19 protein-coding genes are annotated in these 23108 nt (G+C 61.8%); 2 read left to right on the top strand and 17 right to left on the bottom strand.

Features of this window, described 5'->3' with window-relative positions:
- Positions 1-4: 4 nt before the first annotated feature.
- From ABEA12_RS17460 to ABEA12_RS17405, 12 genes are all read right to left on the bottom strand, one after another.
- On the bottom strand, positions 5-775 hold the full coding sequence (locus ABEA12_RS17460) for an electron transfer flavoprotein subunit beta/FixA family protein (RefSeq protein ID WP_210101450.1): 771 nt from the start codon (positions 773-775) through the stop codon (positions 5-7).
- A 167-nt stretch (positions 776-942) separates the two neighbouring features.
- Positions 943-1575, bottom strand: a complete 633-nt coding sequence (locus ABEA12_RS17455) for a PaaI family thioesterase (protein WP_210101451.1) — start codon at positions 1573-1575, stop codon at positions 943-945.
- 25 nt (positions 1576-1600) lie between these two features.
- A complete protein-coding gene (locus tag ABEA12_RS17450) occupies positions 1601-2776 on the bottom strand; it encodes a lipid-transfer protein (RefSeq protein ID WP_210101452.1) in 1176 nt (391 codons plus the stop codon).
- Positions 2773-3216 (bottom strand): MaoC/PaaZ C-terminal domain-containing protein, encoded by a 444-nt coding sequence (locus tag ABEA12_RS17445; RefSeq protein ID WP_210101453.1) that lies wholly within the window; start codon positions 3214-3216, stop codon positions 2773-2775. The genes ABEA12_RS17450 and ABEA12_RS17445 overlap by 4 nt, the downstream gene beginning before the upstream one ends.
- The gene (locus tag ABEA12_RS17440; RefSeq protein ID WP_210101454.1) at positions 3213-3665 is read right to left on the bottom strand and encodes a Zn-ribbon domain-containing OB-fold protein; all 453 of its coding nucleotides are present in this window, start codon (positions 3663-3665) and stop codon (positions 3213-3215) included. The genes ABEA12_RS17445 and ABEA12_RS17440 overlap by 4 nt, the downstream gene beginning before the upstream one ends.
- A gap of 2 nt (positions 3666-3667) precedes the next feature.
- Positions 3668-4183 carry an FAS1-like dehydratase domain-containing protein gene (locus tag ABEA12_RS17435; RefSeq protein ID WP_210101455.1) on the bottom strand — a complete coding sequence of 172 codons (516 nt, stop codon included), beginning with the start codon at positions 4181-4183 and terminating at the stop codon, positions 3668-3670.
- The gene (locus tag ABEA12_RS17430) at positions 4180-5895 is read right to left on the bottom strand and encodes an AMP-binding protein (RefSeq protein ID WP_210101456.1); all 1716 of its coding nucleotides are present in this window, start codon (positions 5893-5895) and stop codon (positions 4180-4182) included. Before ABEA12_RS17430 ends, ABEA12_RS17435 begins: the two co-directional genes overlap by 4 nt.
- A gap of 2 nt (positions 5896-5897) precedes the next feature.
- The gene (locus ABEA12_RS17425) at positions 5898-7403 is read right to left on the bottom strand and encodes an MFS transporter (protein WP_210101457.1); all 1506 of its coding nucleotides are present in this window, start codon (positions 7401-7403) and stop codon (positions 5898-5900) included.
- Positions 7394-8536 carry an acyl-CoA dehydrogenase family protein gene (locus ABEA12_RS17420; protein ID WP_210101458.1) on the bottom strand — a complete coding sequence of 381 codons (1143 nt, stop codon included), beginning with the start codon at positions 8534-8536 and terminating at the stop codon, positions 7394-7396. Before ABEA12_RS17420 ends, ABEA12_RS17425 begins: the two co-directional genes overlap by 10 nt.
- Positions 8533-9714, bottom strand: coding sequence for an acyl-CoA dehydrogenase family protein (locus ABEA12_RS17415; RefSeq protein WP_210101459.1), 1182 nt, complete (start codon positions 9712-9714; stop codon positions 8533-8535). The genes ABEA12_RS17420 and ABEA12_RS17415 overlap by 4 nt, the downstream gene beginning before the upstream one ends.
- A gap of 1387 nt (positions 9715-11101) precedes the next feature.
- On the bottom strand, positions 11102-11677 hold the full coding sequence (locus ABEA12_RS17410; protein WP_210101460.1) for a TetR/AcrR family transcriptional regulator: 576 nt from the start codon (positions 11675-11677) through the stop codon (positions 11102-11104).
- Between the two features lie 746 nt (positions 11678-12423).
- The gene (locus tag ABEA12_RS17405) at positions 12424-13578 is read right to left on the bottom strand and encodes a 3-isopropylmalate dehydrogenase (RefSeq protein WP_345469095.1); all 1155 of its coding nucleotides are present in this window, start codon (positions 13576-13578) and stop codon (positions 12424-12426) included.
- Positions 13579-13689: 111 nt separating this feature from the next.
- Here ABEA12_RS17405 and ABEA12_RS17400 point away from each other — a divergent pair, with 111 nt between their 5' ends.
- Positions 13690-15168 (top strand): aldehyde dehydrogenase family protein, encoded by a 1479-nt coding sequence (locus ABEA12_RS17400; RefSeq protein ID WP_210101462.1) that lies wholly within the window; start codon positions 13690-13692, stop codon positions 15166-15168.
- A gap of 43 nt (positions 15169-15211) precedes the next feature.
- On the top strand, positions 15212-15982 hold the full coding sequence (locus ABEA12_RS17395) for an SDR family NAD(P)-dependent oxidoreductase (protein ID WP_210102615.1): 771 nt from the start codon (positions 15212-15214) through the stop codon (positions 15980-15982).
- A gap of 100 nt (positions 15983-16082) precedes the next feature.
- On the opposite strand, the gene ABEA12_RS17390 is transcribed toward ABEA12_RS17395, so the two are convergent.
- The 5 genes from ABEA12_RS17390 to ABEA12_RS17370 all read right to left on the bottom strand — a co-directional run bounded on the left by ABEA12_RS17390 (position 16083) and on the right by ABEA12_RS17370 (position 22716).
- Entirely contained in the window at positions 16083-17474 is a 1392-nt protein-coding gene (locus tag ABEA12_RS17390) for an amidase (protein WP_210101463.1), read from the bottom strand.
- A gap of 37 nt (positions 17475-17511) precedes the next feature.
- Positions 17512-19275: a dipeptide ABC transporter ATP-binding protein gene (locus ABEA12_RS17385; protein WP_210101464.1), complete on the bottom strand. Its 1764-nt coding sequence runs from the start codon at positions 19273-19275 to the stop codon at positions 17512-17514.
- Entirely contained in the window at positions 19272-20132 is an 861-nt protein-coding gene (locus tag ABEA12_RS17380; protein ID WP_210101465.1) for an ABC transporter permease, read from the bottom strand. Before ABEA12_RS17380 ends, ABEA12_RS17385 begins: the two co-directional genes overlap by 4 nt.
- Positions 20133-20143: 11 nt before the next feature.
- Entirely contained in the window at positions 20144-21091 is a 948-nt protein-coding gene (locus tag ABEA12_RS17375) for an ABC transporter permease (RefSeq protein WP_210101466.1), read from the bottom strand.
- Between the two features lie 101 nt (positions 21092-21192).
- Complete coding sequence (locus tag ABEA12_RS17370) at positions 21193-22716, bottom strand: ABC transporter substrate-binding protein (protein ID WP_210101467.1); 1524 nt, start codon at positions 22714-22716, stop codon at positions 21193-21195.
- Positions 22717-23108: the final 392 nt, after the last annotated feature.

Genomic DNA, 23108 nt, shown 5'->3' with positions numbered 1-23108 from the left:
TTCCTTAGATCAGTTTCTCGGCAACGAGGTACGCGGCCAGCGCTCCGGCGGCCTGCCCGTCATCAACGATTTTGGTTCCTGCGGTGCGGGCGGGGCGCCGGGAGGCGTTCAGCACGAGATTTCCCGCGGCGTGGTCGACCCCGGGGAACCCCAGATCGTTGGCGCTATGCACGGCGAGCGGCTTGCGCTTGGCGCCCAGGATGCCCTTGAACTTCGGGAAGCGTGCCTCACCGACGGCCTCGGAAACCGAGATCACCGCCGGGGTGGCGGCACGCAGCACGGTGGTTCCGTCCGCGTCCGAACGCTCACCATGCACACTGCCAGCGACGACCTCGACCGAATCCAACGGGCCCAGGAACGGCAGGTTGAGTGCCTCCGCGATCATGGCGGGAACCACGCCGCCGCGCCCGTCGGTGGATTCATTGCCGGCGATGACCAGGTCGGCACCGGCATCGGCCAGGGAGGCAGCCAAGACCCGGGCGGTCATCAGCGCATCAGCTCCGGAGAGGGAATCGTCTTGCACGTGGATGGCTTTGTCCGCGCCCATCGACAAGGCCTTGCGCAACGCCTCGGTGGCGGTGCCGGGGCCCATGGTGACCACCACGATTTCAACGCCCTTGTCGGCGTCCTTCTGCTTCAAGGCCACTTCCAAGGCACGCTCGGTGATTTCGTCGGTGACCCTCTCGCTCGCATCCCTGTCGGCCCATCCATTGGCACTGAGGTGACGTTCCGTATAGGTGTCCGGCACCTGCTTGATCAGCACTGCAATCTTCACGACTGGCTCCTTCTTTCTTGTTGAACTTGCACATATACGAGCGATTCGTCCTGTCCAGGTATCTTAAACCGGTCAGTGTTGAACCGCGTAGGCCGTGTTGTCGGTGCGGGCGCGGGGTTTTGCCGCAGTTCGCTGCCTGCACCGGTGACCCGCCCGCCGTGGACAGGCTAGCCTTCGTTGCCCTTTGGAACCGCTCTCGGTGGAAGCCAAAGCCCCCGGGCCCGTGCCACCACGGATCCCTCGGCACGAATCTCGCCGACCACCCAGATCTTGCGCCCATCGATATGGTCAACCCGGGCAGAGATTGCCAGTTCCTCGAATAGAGGTACGGCATGGTCGTAGTCAACGGTCAATGAGCGGGTGAAGATCCATGTTCCGACGGTTCCGGCTGCATATCCCATGATGTGGTCCAGCAGCGAAGCGACGAACCCGCCGTGAACCCGCCCGGGAGGGCCTTGGTAGGCCAGCCCGAGCGTCGTGGTGGTGTTGGCGGTATGGTCATCCATCACCCGCAGCGTCACCGGTGGTGCGATGGGGTTCAGCACCCCGGAAATCGGCGAACGATCCCGGTAGCTTCCCTTCCGCGGCCCGCTTCGGTCCGCCGTCCGCCCGCCGACCATCGCCTCGACGGGCTGGACATGGTCCGCGAGCAGTTCCAGCACCGATTCCAGTCGCTGGGCCAGTTCCGGCGCCACGGGGGTGTCTTCATCGAGCCTGACCATCGCATCGAGCAGCGCCCTGGCATGGTCCGCTGCCGCCAACAGGCTCTGGCGGTTCACTGACTGATCCGCGTGGCTCATCCCTGTCCCGGGCCACGCCGCCGCCCTAGACATTTCCCAAGATCAGCGCGCTGGTAGGAACACCGGTGCCGGCGGTGACCAGCACGTTGTTGGCGTTGGGCACCTGGTTGACCGCTGTGCCACGGATTTGGCGCACGCCCTCGGCGATGCCGTTCATGCCGTGGATGTATGCTTCCCCCAGTTGTCCGCCATTGGGGTTGATGGGCAGGCGCCCACCGAGCTCAATGGCCCCGTTCTTGATGAAGTCCTTCGCCTCTCCGGGTGCGCAGAAGCCGAACTCCTCCAGCTGGGCCAGCACGAACGGGGTGAAGTGGTCGTAGAGCACCGCGGTGTCGATGTCCTCGGGGCTCAGCCCGGTGTCGTTCCACAGCTGGCGAGCCACGTTGCCCATTTCCGGCAGTGCCCGGTCTCCGTCATTGCGGTAGTAGCTGACCATGGTGTGCTGGTCATAGGCGGCGCCCTGTGCGGCTGCCTTGATGCTCACGGCCTGCCCCGGCAGGTCCTTGGCCCGCTCCGGGGTGGTGATGACGAAGGCCTGGCCGCCATCGGATTCCTGGCAGCAGTCCAGCAGGTGCAGCGGATCGGCGATCCAGCGCGACGCTTGGTGGTCCTCCAGGGTGATCGGCTTGTTGTAGAACCAGGCCTTCGGGTTGGTGGCCGCGTGCTTGCGGTCCGCGACGGCCACGCGGCCGAAGTCCTCGGAAGTGGCGCCGGTCAGGTGCATGTACCGCTGGGCGAACATGCCCACCCACGAGGCCGGTGTCATCAGGCCGGAGGGAAGGGTCCAGGCATAGGCGGCTGCCCGGGCATCCGGCGCCATTCCCTCGGTGTTCATGGCCGCGCCGAATCGGGCACCGGAGCGTTCATTGAAGGCCCGGTAGCAGACCACGGTCTTGGCCACACCGGTGGCCACGGCCATCGCTGCGTGCAAGATGGTGCCGGCGGCGGCGCCTCCGCCGTAGTCGACGTGGCTGAAGAAGTTCAGCTCCTTGCAGCCCAGGCCACGGGCGACCTCGATGGCGGGGTTGGTGTCCATCGAGTAGGTCACCATTCCGTCGACGTCATGCGGGTTCACCCCGGCATCGCGGCAGGCCGCCAGCGAGGCTTCCTGGGCCAGCTGCAGTTCGGAGCGTCCTGAGTTCTTGGAGAACTCGGTGGCGCCAATGCCTACGATGACTGCCTTGTTCAGCAGGTTGCTCATGGAGTTTCCTCTCGGGAAGGGATGCAAAGATCTACGGTGCCCGTGACGTGCGGGCCCAATGAGTTGGTGCCGATCACCTTGACGGTGACGTTGTCGCCTTCGACCGATTCCACGGACCCGGTGAAGAGCATCTCGTCGCCCGGGAAGTTGGTGGCGCCCAGGCGGATGTTGATGCGGCCCACGCGGGCAGTGGGTCCGGCCCACTGCCCCACATAGCGGTTGACCAGTGCGTTGGTGGTCAGGATGTTCATGAAGACGTCCTTGGTACCGGCGGCAACTGCCACGTCCTTGTCGTGGTGCACCTTCTGGAAGTCCCGTGTGGCAATCGCCCCGGTGACGATGAGGCTGGTTGTGATCGGAATCTTCAGTTCCGGAAGCCTCTGCCCCACGGATATTTCCGTTGGGCGAGCCAGCGTCTGGGTTCCCTCTTGCAGGCTCATGCCTTCCCTCCTGCCGGGCGTGCCACCGGCAGCACCAGGTCCGCATCCATGCGCTGTGCGGTGATGGCCACCGGCATGTCGATATGCACCTCTTCGCGGGCGATGCCTTCCAGGTTCATGACAACGCGCGGGCCTTCGTCCAGTTCAATGACCGCGACCATGTAACCGGGCTCGAAGGGCGGGACGATGGGGTGGTATAGCACCACGTAGCTGTGTACAATTCCTTTTCCGCCCATGACCCTGGGTGACCAGTGCACGGAGTTGCACTCGGGGCACATCGGCACCGGCGGGTGGCGCAGCTGATCGCATCCGTCGCACGCCTGGATGCTCAATTCGCCGCGCTCGTTGAGGGATTCGAAGAAGAAGGCATTATCAAGGTTTATCGCCGGACGTGGGCGCAGGACCTGATCCCGGGTTTCCACCTGGTTCTCTGTCATGGTCTCAGTCATTTTCAGTTCCCCTTTGCTGGGTTGTACCAGAGGGTGCGGAAGCGCATGGTGCCCACGCGTTTGCTCTCCTGGTCCGTGTAGGTGGTCAATGTGGTGATGAAATAGCCCTCACCCAGACCCGTCTGCTTGGGCCCCACGAAGGTCTCCACCTTTTCGGTGGCAGTGAGAACATCACCCGGGAGAAGGTAGCGGTCGTACTCCTGGTCGCAGTTCACCGCGACAACGCTCGGGTATCCGCATTCGGCGAGGATCGCGTAGGCATGATCCACATCGCTTTCGATCTCCGGGTCCGAGGGGTTGATCATGTTCCAGACCTGCAGCGCCGACGGCGGGGACACCACATCGGTGTGGCCGGCCGCGCGAGCGGCCTCGGGATCAAGGTAGATCGGGTTTCTCTCCCCCATGGCATCGCACAGGTGGTTGATCATCGGCCGGTTGACTTCGTCGCGGGCCACGGACACCCTCTCGTGCCCGGCGGCGATGATCTCGCCGATCCTAGTGGTGGGATCCTTGCTCATACTGTCTCCTTGACGGTGGTACCGGCTGGTTGCAGGGGCAGGAGATGGGAGCGGCCGTTCTCTTCGAACAGCTCCTCCAAGTTCTCCATGGCGCGTACATCCAGCCGCTCGAAGACGATTTCGCGTCCGGGCCGGTGGTAAACGGTCTCGTTGACCAGCCACGCTTCCTTGCGCAGGCTTGGCTTGTTGATCTTTTGCGTGGCGGTCACCGGGACATCGGTGACGATGCTCAGGAACCGAGGTGCCCACTTGGTTCCCAGGTCCGGCTGCGTCTCGAGGAAGGCCGCGAACGCCGCCGGATCGAAATCGTCGGGGTCCTGGACTTGGAGGGTGGCCATGACTTGGTCGCCGGTGCGGGCATCGGGAACCGGGTAGACCGCAGCCAAGGTCACCCCCGGGTAGCGCGAGAGTACGCGTTCGACCGGGGCCGCGGAGAAGTTCTCGCTATCGACCCGCAACTTATCCGAGGTGCGGCCGGCGAAGTAAAAGAACCCTTCTTCGTCGCGGTAGCCAAGGTCACCGGTCAGGAAGGCGGTGCCACGGATGCGCTCTGCGACTGCCTCGGGGTTCTTGTAGTAGCCCTCGAACAGTGAGGCACCGGTGAGGTTCACCAGTTCACCTATTGCTTCCTCGGCATTGAGGATGCGTCCGGAATCGCTCAGGATCGCCGGTGGGCATTGCACCATCGTTTCCGGGTTGACCACGGCCGCGTCCATGCCTTCCGGCGGCAGGCCCATGGAGCCCTTGGGTGTCTCCGGCGTCCGCCGTAGGTTCAGCCCACCCTCGCTGGCTCCATAGTTTTCGGTGGGCCAGACACCAAAGCGACGGTGGAACTCACTGATGTCGAAGTCAGAGGCCTCGGTGCCGAAGCAAGCCTCCAGGTTGGTTTGGGTTTCCCCGGCCTTCTCGGGCTGGGCCAAGATGTAGGACAGTGAGCGACCCACGTAGTTGAAGTAGGTGACCTTGTAGCGCATCAAGTCCGGGACGAAGCGCGAGGCCGAGAACTTGCGCGCCAACGCGAAAGCGCCACCGGTGTACAGCGGGTTGGCCCAGCAGGCGAAGATCCCGTTGCCGTGGAACAAAGGCATCGAGTTGTAGCTGACGTCGTTGCTGCCCAGACCCATGTGGCGGAATTCCGCGGTGCGGTAAAGCCGGCCGGTGGTGCAGATCACCGCTTTGGGATCCCCGGTGGAACCGGAGGTGAACAGCAGCAGCAGGATCGTGTTGGGATCCCCGGCGGCCGCGGACTCCGGGCGCGGTGCATTGCGGTATTTCTGCAGTTCCGCGGCATACTCCGGGGATTCGATGAGCAAGGTCTTGCTTCGCTTCACCCCAGGTTCGACACCGTTGAAATAGGACTTCAGTTCACTGCTGGTGATCAGGATTTCACAATCGGTGTAGGCGATATCCCGGGCCAGTTCCTCACCTCGGCGCGTCAGGTTGATTCCCACCACGGTGGCTCCGGCGTAGGCGGCGCCACCGATGGCGAAGATGTACTCGGGGTCGTTTTCCAGCATGACCCCCACGTGGAAGAGCTGTCCCTCCTCATGCATCGAGAGCATCAGGTGCGCACGGACCTTGCATTCGGCAACCACTTCGGCCCAGGTCCAGATGCGGCCCTCGAAGAGCAGCCCCGGTCGGTCGTCGTCGGCTCGCTGGTCCAGTAGATCTCTGGTAGTTTGGTTTCTTGTCGTTTCAATATGGGTGTTCATATTCAGTCCTTAAGGGTGAGGTTAGTGACCTGAGTTTCGGATTCCTGTGCGTTCAGGGCCTTAGTCCGTGGAATGAAGAACACAATGACAATGGTCAAGACGCATGTGGCGATGAGCGCACCTACGACTAGGTAGAACCCTGATAGCGAAACGAAAGTGTTCTCGCCTGCGACAACAGGCGAGAACGCGAGCATCAGGCCCACGACCGAGGCGGCGACCGCTTGGAAGGTAGTACGGGTTACTGCGTTGACTGCGGTGGCGGTGCTGGTTTGTTCCGGGAGTACGCATTCCACGATGATCGTTGGCATGCCGGAGTACAGGAACCCGGTACCGAAGATCACGACCACCAGACCGGTGACCACCGTCGCGATTTGGCCTGGAGCCAGGCAGATGATGACCAGGCCGAGAATGGTCAATAACGAACCGATCATCAACCCCATGCGGGCACCGTAGCGGGCGGAGATCTTTCCGATCAGCGGCGAAATGGCGAATGCCGCGGCGGCGGAGATAAATGCCAGCACACCGGTCATCGTGGCACTCAGTCCCAGGCCCACCGGCAAGGCCAGCTCGCTGCCATCGGCCATCATGACACTGCTCGGATTACGGTAGATCGTCACGCTGAGGATATTCATGGTGCCGATCGGGCCAATTGCGATCAGCGCGGTGGCCAGCATGCCCAAGGCAAACTTTCGCTCGCCGAACATCCTGACATTGATCATCGGCTCTTCAATGCGAAGCTCCCACTTGATCCACAGCGCCAAGACGACCAGGCCGCCGATCACGTAGGTGAGCACCAAGATGTCGGTCCATCCATGGGACTTGCTCAGTGTCAGGCCATAGAGGGTGGAAGCGATGGCCGCCCCGAAGAGCAGTCCCCCGGCGTAGTCGATCCTGCCGGCCGTTGCCAAGGACTCACGTGGTTCCCGGGCAATGCCGAAGTGCACCATGATTGCGGCGATGGTCGCCGCTATGGCTGCGGTCCAAAAAATGGAGTGCCAGGTGGAGTAGTCCAGGAACAAGCCTCCGGCGAGCATGCCGGCAGCGCCGGCGATGAGCGCCGAGGTGCTGACCACGGCGATGCCCATGCTGATCTTCGCCGCCGGGAACGTGGAACGAACCATGCCGATGGCCAGTGGCAGCACAGCTCCGGAGACACCCTGCAACGCCCGGCCCGCAACAAGCACACCAAAGGTCGGGGCCAGGGCGCTGATCACCGAGCCGACTGCCGAGAGCAACAGAATGGCAACCAAGATCTTGCGCCGACCAAATTGGTCGCCCAATCGGCCAACGAATCCGGTGGCCAGTGCGGCAACCAGCGAGTACGACGTGATGACCCATACCAGCTGCGACAAATCGCTGGTGAAGAAATCCCCCGGCGTATAGAGCAGCTGAACCGCCATCGAGGTTTCAAATGCAGCAATGACCTCTGCGAACACGAGAATGGCTAGGACCGAGCCGATACCGCGCCGGGCAGTCTGCGTTGAGCCAACCGCCGTGGTTATGCCCATGACCCCTCCAGCGGAAGAATCACGTCGGCCAAGTCCTCTGCGACCTGTCCGGCTGAGCCCCAGAGCACGTCGAGTTCACGCACCCAGACGAAGAAGCGGTGGATGTGGTTGTCCAGGTCCGCCCCCATGCCGCCGTGGAGATGCTGGGTCGCATGGACCGCCCGGAATCCGCCCTCTCGTGCACACCAGGAGGCGGTGAACGCGGCCAGTTCCCCTTCGCCGTCGTTATCCAGTTGCCAAGCGGCGTCGATGGTGGTCAGCCACGTGACCATTGAATCGATGTGCGCGTCTGCAGCGCGCAATGCAACACCCTGGTTGGTTGAGATCGGCCGGCCGAATTGCTGGCGCTCGGAGGTGTAGAGCGCGGTCCGGCGTACCGCTTCTTCGCAGGCGCCGGCCGTGATGGCCGCTGCCGCGGTGAGCAGGCGGGGACGGATCCAATCGACGACTTCACCGACCGGGCTCTCTGCACCGACCAGGTCCTCGAGGGATACCGGCACATTTTCAAAGAGCAACGCGGCATGCTGTTGCTTGGATAGTCCCCGGAATTGATCCAGGACAATTCCTGCCCGGTCTGTCTCGATGATGGCCACCCGCTCGCCGTCTTGGGTGTGGAACTGAACCATCAGGTGCGTCGCGCTTGGCACGATGTAGCCGAACTCAACGGCTCCGTTCAGCACCCAACCTTCGGCTGCTTGTTGTGCATTGATGCGGTGGCGTACCTCGGGCAGCAGGACGCCCACGCGGGCGGTTCCTTCGTTGATGTTTTCAAGAACATCGCGTCCCCCGCCGAATTCCGCCAGTGCCAGTGCTGCGACTGCGGTGGTGATGAACGGAATGCGGCCCAGAAAGCGTCCCTGTTCACGCGCAATCAGTGCCAGACCCACTATGCCCAGTCCCGGCTCGTTCTCATCGACGGGCAGCAGGGCTTCGAGCAGACCGGACTCGGCGATCTGCTCCCAGAGGACGGTGTCGAAGGCTTCATCGGCCTTCTCCGAAGCTACGTGCTGTTCGTCGCCGCTCAAGTGCGAGAAGATCTGGGCGGCGAGGTCGGCGACCGCCTGTTCGTCTTCACCCAAGGTGAATTCCATGTTGGGGGCCTGCATCGTGCGTTGACTGGTTGCGGTGCTCATCGTGCCTTCCTTGCCATGCCGAGGGTGGTCCAGGCGACAATTTCGCGCTGGACTTCGGCGACGCCGCCGCCGAAGGTGTTGATCTGTGCGCCAAGGTTCATCAGGGCCAGGCGCCCGGTGTCAAAGCGCCAGGGAGCGTTCGTGATGCGCGAGGCACCGGAGCCCACTACTTCCAGCAGGGACCGATAGACATCGACGACCGTCTCTGTGGCGAAGATCTTTGCCGCGGAGGCGGATCCCGGATCCAGGTCACCCAGGGTGGTGGTTTCCACGAGTTTCCAGTTCATCAAGCGCATGGCACGCAACCGGGCGGTGGATGTTGCCATCAGGTGGCGTACCCAAGGTTCGGCTGCCAATGGTTTGCCGGCGGCGGTTTCCTGTTCGCCGACCCACTGGCGAACATCATCGAGCAATCCCTCGCAGATGCCGCTGAATGCGGCCAAACCGACTCGTTCGTGGTTTAGCTGGGTGGTGATCAAGCGCCAGCCTTCGTTCTCATTTCCAACCACGTTGGTGACTGGGACGCGAACATCGTCGTAGTAGGTGGCCGTCGTGCTGAACCCGCCGACGGTGTGTATCGGGGTGGAGGAGAAGCCTGGGGCCGAGGTCGGGACCAAGATCAGTGAGATGCCCTTGTGCTTCGGAGCATCCGGGTCAGTGCGGGCAGCCAGCCAGATCCAGTCGGCGCCGTCCGCGCCGGAGGTGAAGACCTTGCTGCCGTTGATGACGTATTCATCGCCATCACGCACGGCACGGGTAGCGAGGGAAGCAAGGTCGGTGCCGGCTTCCGCCTCGGTATAGCCGATCGAGAAGATGCATTCGCCGGCAAGGATCTTTGGGAGAAAATAGTCTTTCTGTTCTTGGGTCCCATGGCTCATGATTGTTGGTCCGACGGTGGTCATGGTGATCATGGGAATTGGGGCGTCGGCGCGGTAGGCCTCGTCATAGAACACGAACTGGGCGTCCGGACCGAGGCCCTGGCCGCCGTATTCGGTGGGCCACCCGATACCGAGCCAACCGTCTCGACCCATCTGGGCCTGGGTTGCGGCAAGGACCGGTCCACCCGCTTCGCCCTCTTCGCGAAGCCCTGCCCGCACGTCGTCAGTGAGGATATTCGCAAAGTAGGAGCGGATCTCCTGGCGGAGATTCTCGATCTCCGATGAAGAACGTAGATGCATTGATTTGCCTTTCGTCGTTGACTAGGCGCTAACCGTCGGCGACGGCAATGTGTGATTCAGATTACTTGCCGGCCGGCAGGTAAGCAAGATCTTGTTTTATCTCTTCCCATATGCGAGAGGGGTGCACGTGCGGACATTCCACCAATGTCGGCACGACCGAAAAACGCAAGAAAAAGTGTTTATTTGCGATAAAAAATATCGATTATTACAGGAAAAACAATAGTGTTATATATATGTAAATGTATTCAATAAAACTCGAAAATTCGAATATAATTCGCACACTTGCATCGATCGGATATCTATTATTCATAAATTACCAATTAATACGACTAAATGGATTGATGATTTGTTTCCAGGTACAGATTGGCGCGCTTTGCGCGGCTCAGAAGCCCTCAGCGGAAGGCCCGGGCCGTCGCTATTTTAGAGTCAAAACATAGGTACAATCATTCGGTTCCCGAACAGCACTCCGACGCGTTTCCCGACAGTGCTTGGTGTTGACGACCGGACCTCCGATCAGGGAAAGACTGCGCGGGCAAAGGGCTCGCAGGCAGAGATCACAAAGTGGTGACGCGACCGATCACTGTGTGTTTGTTGTTCGGGGTCCCCTGGAAATATCACGCCGAAGAATCCGTGGAACATTGTGAATTGGTGGACTGTAAAACCCCGAGGGTTGAATTCCGGTAGCTCTCATTCGAAGAGCGGAGAAGACTTGGCGACGATCAGCAGGAAAGTGCACAGGGAGCCAAAACCAGAATCACCAAGTTACCGCGGAACTTTGCATCGGGCGTTCGAGCTCTGAAAACACCTCGGTACGATGCCGTTTCGCCAACCGCACGCTAGATTTCGATTGATCCCTGCGGCAACCTAGCGGGCAATCCAACCCGTTCGAAATACGCGTATATTCACGTTTGGCACACATGCGCAATCAAGCAGCGTGTCTTCGGAGTACCGACAGACGGACGGTGCCAAACACCGGGGCCCGCATATCGACCCTGCGTGCCACGGCGAAGACTGGAATTTTCCAGCAACCACCCTGGTGACAGGTAAATCGAAATAGTCTTCCTCGCTTGGGAAAGTCGAGCGACTACGAAGCACAATGAGCGCCAAAACCGCACGTTCTCGGGGGAGATCGAGTACTGGGAAGACCTGCTGATCGGCAGCCGAGAACGCTTTCCCACCTCTGCTGTCAGTGGCGGCGCATTGATGAGCACAACGGGTACCTGCAACCAGAAAAAATTCGATCAAACATTTGGCCCTCGTCCGAAAAGTCCTTTCGGTTATCACGATCCAAGCGAGGACTTCGCGACGGCAACACCCTAGAGTGAGAGCAACGCAGCGCTACTTTCGATGACGTTGATGCCCGGCTAGCACCATGGAAGCTCTGGTTTCACTGTTCCAATGAGTCTCGGATGAAATCGTAAACGACCTCACGGCGGCGCTTATGGGTCATGCCGTTGACTACCGTGCGGTTCTTCCCGAAAACAATCTCGCGTTGCATCACATCCATGAGGAGTTCAGCACGCACCTGTTCCTCGTCGCTCATGCCTGGAATCATTGCTAGCTCCATCGTGCGGGTCCGGTGCCATTCAATACGGCCCAAGATATCCGCAGGCATCCAAGCATGGCTGCCCCCAATAGCAAGGACCTCGACCGCTCGGGTGTTTGACAACAGCAGCTCGGAGTATTCGACCATAAATTCCCAGCGTTTCTGGGCATCCGGGAATCGCTCCGGTGTATCGTGCAAAAGCTCATCAATCGCGTCCAGCAATGGATCGAGAATTCCGGTAAGGATGTCGGCTTTGCTTTTGAAGTGGTAGTAGAGCGCGGCCTTCGTGAACTCCAGCTTGGAAGCGATCAGGCTCAAAGGCGTGCTGGCATAGCCGTTCTCCGAGAAGAGAACTGCAGCAACATCAAGAACTTTCTCCCGTGTCGCATGGTTTCCGCTGGTTTGATTCCTCGTCACGTCGCCGATCCCTATGCCTTAGTGGTTGGTCTCGAGCATATCGGCTGGCATCGACAACCGACTAACGCAGCTATGGGCACGTCAGAGTCCTGTCCAACAGTGCCAAGCTTCAGGGACAGGAGCGGGCCCAAAATTTGGAAAGCAACATCCGATTGCGGATCCTTCCCCCAACTTCACCGGCTCGTCCCCTCTTGGGTAGATGCCCTCGTCCTCGACTCCCGACCTGATTGGTGCGACGCACGGACGACAGCGCTGGGCGTCTGGTTCGGTTTCGATCCATGTGGTGCCATAGGTCCAGGACAAAGCGGGCACCCATGACAGCCGATTTTAAGCACTCCTCTCATCATCGTCGCCGGGGTTTCCGGGGATTGTGCCAACGACCTCGCCATCACGGCTGATTCGATACGAAAGGCCTTCCTGCGCCGGTCAGCGAAGCGGGGAATTCAAACCGAATCTGGCGATGCAGACCGAGACGCTCTTTGAGCGTACGGTAGCCCACTATATCGACGTGCTTGAGGGACGCAAGCACGTCGATAACCAGCTAGGTCTAAGGGGACGCTGCGGGTGTGGAGATGGCGCTTGTGCATCGTCAGCTGGTCCGCCAGTTCGAGGATATGACATGACCTGACGCGAATCTGGGCCGCAGGCGAACGGGCCTCGCCTTCGCTGGTTCCCTGCAGCAGAGCCTCTGGCCCATCCCGGAGAGGACGAACTGCTCCTTCATGGGGACCCACGACATCAGACAGCTAGTTGCTGCTGGATGCGGCCATGCCCTCCATGATCGATCGACCGGCGAGCAAGGGCATGCTACCGGCAGCGACACCGCTCAGGGCCGCCGTGATACGTTCTCCAACTTCGCTGGTGGTGCCACCCATCTCGGGGCCGGCCAGCCCTTCCATGGAACCCAAGACGTGCACGACGGCGGTTTCGACCGCGTGTGCGGCCTCGATTTCGCCCAAGTGTGCCAGACACATGGCCAGCGAGAGCACGGCGCCCGCGGGATTGGCCAATCCCTTGCCGGCGATGTCCGGGGCAGAGCCGTGGATGGCCTCAAACATGCTTGGGGCGCTACCGTCAAGGTTCAGGTTGGCGCTTGCTGCAACGCCCATCCCACCCTGGATCACCGCACCAAGATCGGTGATGATGTCACCGAAGAGGTTGTCGGTCACCACCACGTCGAAGCGCTCGGGTGAAACCGGCAAGTGGAAGCACATGGCATCGACGTGGACATAGTCGGTCTCTACCTCCGGGTAGCGCTTGGCCATGTCGGCCATCGTTTCGGTCCACAGCTTCCCCGCCTCGACGAGGATGTTGGTCTTGTGGCACAACGTCAATTTTTTGCGGCGCGAGTCGGCAAGACGAAAGGCGTAGTCAATCACCCGCTCGACACCGGCCCGGGTATTGACCGATTCCTGGACCGCAACGGCATTCTTTGTCCCGGCGTGCACTGTCGAGCCGCGTCCCACGTAGGCGCCTTCGGTGTTCTCGCGTACGAACACCATGTCGCACCGCTCCGGGCTCAGATCGGCGATCGGTGTCTTCACCCCGGGGTACAGCCGCACCGGACGCAGGTTCACTGCTTGTTCAAAGGCCTGGCGCATCGCCAGGATGAAACCGCGCTCCAGGATTCCGGGGGTCACCGAAGGATCCCCCATCGAACCGAACAAGATGGCGTCCTTGCCGCGCAGGCTTTCCTCGATGGCTCCGGCGAAAAGTTCACCGGTGGCCAGATAGTGCTGTGCACCTGCCTGGATAAGCTCGCGTTCGGTTGAGAAGCCAAAGAGTTCCTGGGCCTTGTCCAGCACGCCCAGGGCGCAGTCCGTCACCTCCGGACCGATCCCGTCACCCGGGACAACGGCCAGTGCATACATGCGCTTGCGGGTTGTGGAACTGGTCGTCATTGTGATCTCCATTGCATCGGCCTGCCGTTCACCAGTAGTCTACCTATATCACTGGTAAGACCACTCGTTCAATAGAGGACCCGATGACGGGCCCCGGACAGGATGAACCTCATGAGCGCCCGCTCCCCCTTCCCCGCCCACTTGGCCCAGACGCTGCCCGTGGGCGAGCACGGAGTGAGGGCAACAAGCACTTCACCCGTTGTTTTCCCTTTTGACGGATCAGTGGTCGGCCAAGCACCGTGCGGGGATGCAACCACCGCCGCACTGTCCTTGGACCAGGCGGCCGGCACCTTGGGTGTCATGGCCGCAGCAACCACCGGAACCCGCAGGGCCTTGCTCTTGGGGATCCATGACGCTTTGGCCTCCCGCGGCACCGAACTGACGGAACTGTTGGTGCTCGAAACCGGCAAGCCTGCCGTTGACTGTGCAGTGGAGATGGCCCGCACACTGACGACTTGGCAGGCCGCCGCCGAGGAAGTCACCCGCATGACAGGGGAAACGGTGCCTCTTGACCTGCAGCCCCTGGGTGCTGGCATGCTGGGCTACTACACCCGCCGTCCGGCCGGCATCGTGGTGGGCATCGCCGGATTCAACTACCCCGTCTTGCTGGCCAGCCACAAAATCGCTCCGGCGTTGGCCGCCGGGTGCCCCATCATCCTCAAGCCATCCCCCGACACCCCGCTGGCCACCTTGTGGATGGTGGAGTTGATCCGCGAGGTCCTGGCAGCACATGGGCTGCCACGCTCGATCGTGCAATTGGTCAACGGAGGCATCGACGTCGGGGAGATACTGGTGAAGGACCCTCGCGCCGCGGTGGTCTCCTTTACCGGTTCGGCCGGCGTGGGTCACCAAATCGCCCGTGATGCCGCACCGCGCAAGGCAGTGCTGGAACTGGGTTCCAACACCGGGTTGATCGTTGACGCCGATGCAGATCTTGACGCAGCGGTCGACGCGGTGATCCGCGGCGGCTTCTACGCTAACGGCCAGGCCTGCATCTCCATCCAGCGCGTGGTGCTGCACCAGACAATCGCCACCGAGTTCACGCAAAAGCTTGCCTCCCGCATGCCTGAAGTGGTGATCGGAGACCCCCGCGACCCCGCCACCAGGGTCGCCCCGGTCATCAATGCAGCTTCCGCAAAACGCATTCACTCGTGGATCGCCGAGGCGACAGCAGCGGGCGCACGTGTCCTGGAAACAGCGGCCCCCACCGAAGACGCCACCGACACCGGAGCGCTGGTGCGTCCCACGGTGCTTCTGGGTGTGCCACGGAGCTCCCCGCTGTGGAGCCAGGAAATCTTCGGTCCGGTGCTCTGCCTGGAAACGGTCACCAGCATGGAAGAGGCCATCGACTTGGTCAATGAATCCCGCTATGGCTTGCAGGCAGCCGTCTACACCCGCTCCCTGGCCAATGCGTTCGAGGCCATCAACCGGTTGGACGTCGGAGGCGTGGTGGTCAACGAGATCCCCGGCTTCCGCTCCGACATCATGCCCTATGGCGGGGTCAAGGATTCGGGTGTGGGACGCGAAGGCCCCCGTTGGGCCATCGAGGAATTCACCATCACCCGCATGGCCATGATCCGCCCGGCCTAAGACCACGCAGCACTGAGAGTAGGAAACAAAAGTGAACGCAGCAATGGATTACAGCAAGCTGTTCCGCCTCGACGGCCGCAAGATTATGGTGATCGGCGCCGGCAGCGGCATCGGGCGCGAATCGGCGCTGGCCCTGGCGGCCCAGGGTGCCGCTGTGGTTTGCGCCGACAGGAACCTTGAAGCCGCCGCCGAAACCGCAACCATGGCAGGGTCCTTGGCCACGGCCAGCGAACTTGATGTCACCGACGTCGCTGCAGTCACGGCGGCTGCGGCCGAACACACCGATCTTAACTCGTTAGTCTTCACCGCGGCCACCAACGTGCGCAAGCGCATTGCCGAGTACTCCATGGAGGAGTTCGACCGCGTGGTGAACCTGAACCTGCGCGCGAGCTTTTCCCTGCTCCGCGCCTTTGCCCCGAATATGGCTGCCCGCGGGGGCGGCTCGATCACCGGATTCGCTTCCATCCGTGCCTCCGTCGTGGAACCTGGCCAGGGCGTTTATGCAGCCTCCAAGGCCGGTCTGGTGCAGCTGCTGAAGACCGCTGCGGCCGAGTTCGGACCCCAGGGCGTGCGCGTGAACGCCATCGCCCCGGGTGTGGTGGAGACCCCGCTGACTGCCCAGATCAAGGCCAACAAGCAGTGGTACGACGCTTACGCGAACAAGAGCGCGCTGGGCCGCTGGTCGCGTCCCGAGGAGCTGGCTGGAGCCGTGGTCTATCTGGCCTCGGACGCAGCAAGTTTTGTCACCGGATCGGTACTCACCGTGGACGGTGGATGGACGGCCATCGACGGCCGGTTCACCCCGCCGGCCTGATCCGGTTCCCCATGACATGGCAAACGGGCCGCGCAGCCTCCCGGACAGAGAAGGGACGCGGCCCGCTTTTGCTTTCACGCGACACCGGCAAGAGCCTTGTCTAGGGAACCAAGGACCAGTCCGGTGCTGCGTCCCCGCGCACGCCCTCAAACCAAGCACACGCCGCCAAAACATCCTCATCGGCCCCCGTACGCCCTGCCACCTGAAGCCCGATGGTTCGCCCGTCGGTGGTGAATCCGCAATTGACGGTAGCCGCCGGCTGGCCTGACATGTTGTAGGGCAGGGTGAAGGAAATATGCGACATTGGCTCATCAGGGTCATTGGACGGCATGGGATGCTCTGCTCCGAACGCCGCCATCGGGGCCACCGGGGAGAGCACCAGGTCAAGGGACTCGGTGGCTTGGCGGGTCACCTGCTGCAGTTGCGCGAAGCGCTGGTAGTTCTCGATCGTTGCGGCACCGTCGGAGTCCTTGCCCGCGGAGCACCAGCGGGCAATGTAGGGCAGGACGCTCGCTTGTGCAGCCTCGTCCAGCGCACGGTAGTCGGCCCACGAGCGGGTGCGCCAAAACGCATCGATCCCGGTGAGCATCGCCGCGCTCATGAACGGGGCCACAGGCACGACCGTGGCACCGGCAGCGGCGAAAAGTTCCGCGGCGAGTTGGACCGCGGCAGCCACCTCCGGGTCGACCGGCGCACCGGAACCGGCATCAAGCTGCAGCCCCACGCGTAGCCCGCGGGGAGAGGAAAGCCTCTTGTTCCAATCCATTTGCGGGTAGGGGCGGGTCGAATAATCACGTGCATCGGGCCGGGAAATGATACTCATCAACGCCGCGGAATCGGCAATCGTTCGCGTCAACGGTCCTGCCACGCGTCCCAGATAGGGCGCGTGCAAGGGCACCAGTCCGGCGCTGGGCTTCAGCGTCGCCAGTCCGGCCCATGTCCCGGGCAACCGGATGGATCCGCCGATGTCCGTGCCCACGTGCAATGGTCCGTACCCCGCCGCTGCTGCGGCTCCTGCCCCGGCACTGGATCCCCCGGTGGTCAGCGAGGGGTCCCATGCGTTCCGGGACACCCCGTGCAAGGAAGAAACCCCGGAGGACAGCATTCCCCAATCGGGCATGGTGGTTGAGCCCAGGATCACCATGCCCGCTTCGAGCAGCCTGTCGGTCACCGGGGCATTAGTCGCGGCAACCGGCGGGTTGGCAATGGCGGTGCCCGAGGGCACCGGGTGCCCGGCACGTGGAATGTTCTCCTTCACGGTGACCGGCACTCCGTCGTACGCCGAGCGCTGGGTCCCGGCCGCCCAGCGTGCCGCCGATGCAGCGGCGTCGGTGCGGACCTGTGCCGGGTCATGCAGGTAGAAGGCGTTGAGCACCGGTTCGCGTGCTGCAATCCTGGTGAGGATGGTTTCGGCCACCTCGCGTGGGTCCAACCCCGCGGCGTATCCGGCCGACAGCTCAGCCGTAGTTGGTTCTTGGGTCTGCTGCGTCATGCTGGATCCCTTCATGCACCACGGGTTGCGGCGCGCTCTACTTGGTGGTTACGGCCGTTTCCTTCGCCAGCACCTCGGTGTGCAGGTTCATCGAACTGGCCACTAGCTTGGCGGTATAGGGATGTTGGGGATTGGTGTACACGGATTCGGTGTCCCCTGCCTCGACAATGACGCCGTTTTGCATCACCACGACCTTGTCGCACAAATAGCGGATTACTGCCAGGTCGTGGGAGACAAAAACGAGGGTGAGTTGGTAGGCATCGACCAGATCCGCGAGCAGGTTCAACACCTGCGCACGCACCGAGACATCCAGCGCGGAGACCGGCTCGTCGGCCACGAGCACCCGGGGCCGGCAGATCAGCGCGCGGGCAATCGAGATGCGTTGGCGCTGGCCACCGGAAAATTGGTGCGGGTAGCGCTGAAGAGTTTCTGCACCCAAGCCCACGGCCGCAAGCATCTCTTCGGCCATCTTCTTGCGTTTGGCGGCGTTCTCGGTGCGTCCGGGGACAAGGAGTGGTTCGGTGACGATGTCCAGCACCTTCATGCGCGGGTTCAGCGAGCCCATGGGATCCTGGAAGACGATCTGGAGTTCCTGGCGCAGCTGCACCAGCTTTGATTCCGGGGCTCCGGCGACCTCGTTGCCAGCAACCACCGCGGAGCCTGAGGTGGGTTGGTCCAGGCCTGCAAGGATGCGCAGCAACGTGGACTTGCCGGACCCCGACTCCCCCACCACACCAAGGCGTTCGCCCGGAAGCACCGTGAAATTGGCCGACTGCAGGGCGTGGACCTCGGTGGGCTTGCCAAAGACCGAGGAGCGTCCGCGTTTGTACGTGCGGGATAGATCGGTGATCTTGATGACCGGTTCCACCTCGACGGCATCGGCCCCGGATGCCTCTTCGGGCTCCGCTTTGCGCGCAGTTTCGGCCTGGGCCCGGGCTGCGGACTCGTTGGCGGTCAAGGGGACGTAGGCGGCGGCGGAGGCGACGGTGAACAAGCGCCCGTCATTGTCCGTGGCTTCGAGGTCACTGGCCGCCAGCAACCCTCGGGTGTAGGGATGCCGGGGGCGGGTAAAGATCTCCTCGGTGGCACCTTCCTCCACCACCTTGCCGTTGTTCATCACCAGCACCCGGGTGCACATGTTGGCCACCACCGCGAGGTCGTGGGTGATGAAAAGCAACCCGGTTCCACGTTGGGTGACCGATTCCAGGACCAGGTCCAGGACCTGCCGCTGCACGGTGACGTCCAATGCCGTTGTCGGCTCGTCGCACAACAGCAACGAGGGGTCGTTGGCCAGGGCCATCGCCAGCATCACGCGCTGGCGCTGGCCGCCGGATAGCTGGTGCGGAAAGGCTCGTGCGGCTTCGGCAGGGTCCGGCAGCTTCACGGCTCCAAGCATCTCGATGGCCTTGGCCTTGGCTTCCCGGCGCGAGGATACCTTCTTGTGCTGCAGCATGATCTCAGCAACCTGTGCCCCGGCACGCATCAGCGGGTTCAGCGCGGTCAACGGTTCCTGGAACACCATCGCCATGTCGCGGCCGCGGATCTTGCGCATGAGAGAATCCGGTGCGTCAACGAAGTTTGCCTCATGCCCGGCCAGTGTCACGGTTCCCGTGGCCTGAAGCCCATCGGGCAGCAATCCCATGAGTGCGGTGGTGGTCACCGACTTGCCGGACCCGGACTCCCCGATCAGCCCGATGCGCTCGCCCCGGGCCATTGCGAAGTTCACGTCATGGACCAAGGAGAACTCCCCGGTGGAAACCGAAAGCCCTTCGACTCTCAGTAAGGTGTTTTCCTCGTTCATGAACGTTCTCCGTTCAGCTTCGGATCGAAGCGGTCGCGCAGCCCGTCGCCGAGCAGGTTGAAGCCCATGACGGCTACGGCAATGGCCACCCCGGGCCAGACCGCAAGCATGGGGTTGATGCCGAGGTACTGCTGGGATTCCTGCAGCATCCGTCCCCAGGAAGCCGTGGGCGGTTGGGTGCCCAGACCCAGGAATGACAGCGCGGCCTCGGCCAACACTGCCAAGGCGAAGGTGACGGAGCATTGCACCACGACCATGCCGACGATGTTGGGCATTACGTGGCGCAGCGCCACCCTCAACGCCGGCTGGGAGGAGGCCCGTGCCGCCTGGACGTATTCGGTGCTCATCACTTGCAACGTCCCGGAACGGGCAATGCGCGCAAAGCCGGGGACCGAGCCGATACCGATGGCGACCATGGCCGAGACGGTGCCCGGACCGTAGACGGCAGCAAACATGATCGCCATCAGCAATGCGGGGAAGGCCAACAGGATGTCGGCAAAACGCATGGTGACTTCCTCGGTGGCGCCGCGTTTCATGCCCGCCAGGATCCCCAGCGGGGTGCCGACCAGCAGGGCGATGCCTACCGCCACGAGTCCCACCAGCAAGGTGATCCGGGCTCCGTAAAGGATATTGGAAAAGACGTCGCGGCCCAAGCGGTCGGTGCCCATCAGGTGCTCAAGGCTGGAGCCCTGGTGCTTGTTGGCAAAGAGCTGCTCGTAGGGATCGTACGGCGTCCAGAAGAAGGACAGGACGGCCGCAACAACGACGAGGGCAACCAGCACCGCGCCGATCGTCAAGGACGTGTTCCTGCGCCGGGCACGCTTAGTGCGCATGGCCGGAATGGATGAGGTGCTCATGATCTACTCCCCTAAGCCGATTTCCGGATGCGCGGATCAACGACGGTGTACAACAGATCAACAATGAGGTTGATGACCAAGGTAATTCCGACCAAGACCATCACCAAGGACTGGACGGTCAGCATGTCGCGGTTGCCCACGGCATCAAGCAACATCGAGCCCAACCCCGGGATCACAAATACCCGCTCGATGACCACTGCACCGATGATCAGTGCCGCCAGTTGGACCGAGGTGACGGTGATGACCGGGATCGCTGCATTGCGCAGCCCGTGCTTGAACAGCGCCTTCATCGGGGACAGCCCCTTGGCCCGCGCCGTGCGCAGGTAGTCCTCGCTCATCACTTCCAGCACCGCCGAGCGGACATAGCGGGTGAGGATGGCAGCTTGCACCGAAGCCAACGCCACCACCGGCAGCGCCACCCGGGAGAGGAACTCGCCAAAGTCAACCCCTGGCGCCGTCCATCCGTTGGAAGGGAACCACCCAAGCTTGAGCGCGAAGAACATCACCAGCAGCAAGCCGGCCAGGAAGCCCGGGATGGCGATGCCGAGCTGGCTGATGGCGCTGACCACCGCGCCGGAGACCTTGTTGTGCCGCACCGCGGCGAAGGTGCCAAACGGGATGGCGATGATCAGGGCCACGATCATGGCAAGGCTCACCAGGATCAAGGAAACCTGGACCTTGTCCAGCACCATAGGGCTGATGTCTTGGCGGGTCAGGTAGGAGGTGCCGAAGTCGCCAAACGGCAGTCCGGAAGCCCAGTCGAAGTACTGCACCAGAACCGGCCGGTCGGTGCCGAACTCGGCACGCTTGGCTTCGAGAAGCGCCGGGCTGGCATTGACGCCGAGGGCGATTTGGGCGGGATCACCGGGAACCAGTCGCAGCACCACGAAAACCAGGATGCTGGCGGCAATGATGCTGGCCACGAACCGGGCAATATTGGTCAGGATGCGTACGACCATGCCGCGCCCTCCTTGCTATCTGGGTGTTCGTTCGAGTGTCGGAATCGGTCCCGCGCAACGCGGCGACGGGACCGATTCCTGTGGTGCGGAGCCTTGGACCGCTACTTCCAGCCGATGTCGCTGAGGTCCAGTCCTTCGGAGACCGCGTTGGCCGGGATTCCGGTGACATCCGCCTTGGCCAATACGGTGTTGGGGAACACGAATAGGGTGTCTGCTGCGGCATCGTCCACGATCGTGCGCACGACCTTCTTCATGCCTTCGACGTAGCCGGCTTCATCGGCCTTATCAGCTGCTGCGGCTTCGGCCTTGATCTTCGAGTTGTCGTATCCGATGTAGTAGTCCGGGTCATTGAAAATGGTCAGCACGTCACGCGGTTCGACGGCCAAGATGATGGACATCTGATAGTCGTGCTTCGTGAAGACCTCGTCCAACCACACAGCAGGGAACTCAGAGGATTCTATGGTCGCATTGATGCCCACGTCCTTGAGCTGAGCCACGACGATCTCCGAAATGGCCGTTGCGTAGGGGCGCGTCGGCACGGTGAACTTGATATCCAGGTTCTCCGAACCGGCTTCCTTCAGCAGCTCTTTGGCTTTGGCCGGATCGAATGGGTAGACATCGTTGAGATCCTCGTAGTAAGGATCGGTCGGAGGGACGGGTCCGCCAACCAGCGTTCCCTTCCCGTTCCATGCCGCGTTCATGACCGCTTCGCGATCGATGGCGTACATGACTGCCTTGCGCATCTTTACGTCATTGAACGGAGCGGCTTTGTTGTTCATCGAAAGGACGATCTCGCCCGTGGAGGTGCCGTCAAGAATTTGGTATTCGTCGTTGCCTTCGAAGGTCGAAAGCAGATCGGGGGCCTGCATGTTGTAAACGACGTCCACGTCTCCGGACTGCAGGGCGTTGGTGGTCGCGGTGACGTCGGCGAAGTACTTCAGCGTCGCGGTCTTCACCTTCGGTGCCTCGCCCCAGTAGTTATCGCGTGCCGCCATGTCCATGGATTCGTTCGGCTTCCACGATTCTACGGTGAAGGGACCGGTGCCGACGGCCTTGGTGGCCAGGTCGTCGATGCCGCTTTCATCAAACATCGCCCCGACGCGGGTCGCCATGTCGTAGAGCCAGGCGTTGCTTGGCTGTGCAAGAACAACCTGGACCTCGGTGTCGCTGACGACGTTGACGGAGTCCACGACTTCCATCTTGTCCTTCACACTTGAGGTCCAGGCATCGGACTTTACGCGGTCGATGCTGAACTTCACGTCGTCGGCGGTGAAGTCTGCTCCGTTGGAGTATTTCACATCCGGGTGGAGCTTGAAGTCGTAGGTCTTGCGGTCATCGCTGACGGTCCAGGATTCCGCCAAAAGCGGTTCCAGCTCGCCGTCTTGGTTGATCTGCACGAGTCCCTCATAGACATTGGCCATGAGCGCCTGAGGAATGGCTGAACCTGCCGTGGTGGTGAAGTCGAGGTTGACCGGAGGACCGGTGAGCGCGACGGTCACCGCCGTCTTTTCCGAATCCGTGCTTTCCCCGCTACTTTCACCAGCGCCAGCAGAACAAGAGGTTAGGGCTAACGTCGTGGCCAGCACTGCGGCCAGCGAAAGACTGATTTTCTTGGAGCGGGACATGTCGTGCTCTCCGATGGTAGGAGACGGTAGTCGGTTCGACCCTTACATGTGACTCATCTAACAGGATGGTCTTGTATATTTCAACCTAGACGCATGGTCTTACCAGTGAGATGATGTGGCGTACTACGCTAAGGCCGCTTATCCTTGGCAACAACCCCACACAGCATTGGTGGAATATCCATATCCACCCCGAAAATTCACACGATTTCCACTTTAGGCCTACTAGTTACGACCACAAGAAAAATCCGGACCGCCGCGCGAGAAAGAGCATATTATGACCTCAATACGTGTTCGTGCAACAGGATCATGTTGGTCCAAGCCCCTCCCCGCTGATCAGTCATCCCCCGCTGTCAGCTATTCGGAGGTCCCTCACGGAAAGTTCGCTGATTTGG

Source organism: Paeniglutamicibacter antarcticus (assembly GCF_039544305.1).
Lineage (GTDB): Bacteria > Actinomycetota > Actinomycetes > Actinomycetales > Micrococcaceae > Paeniglutamicibacter > Paeniglutamicibacter antarcticus_C.
The sequence above is the reverse complement of the archived record's forward strand: the minus strand, read 5'-3'. Positions and strand labels throughout refer to the sequence as shown.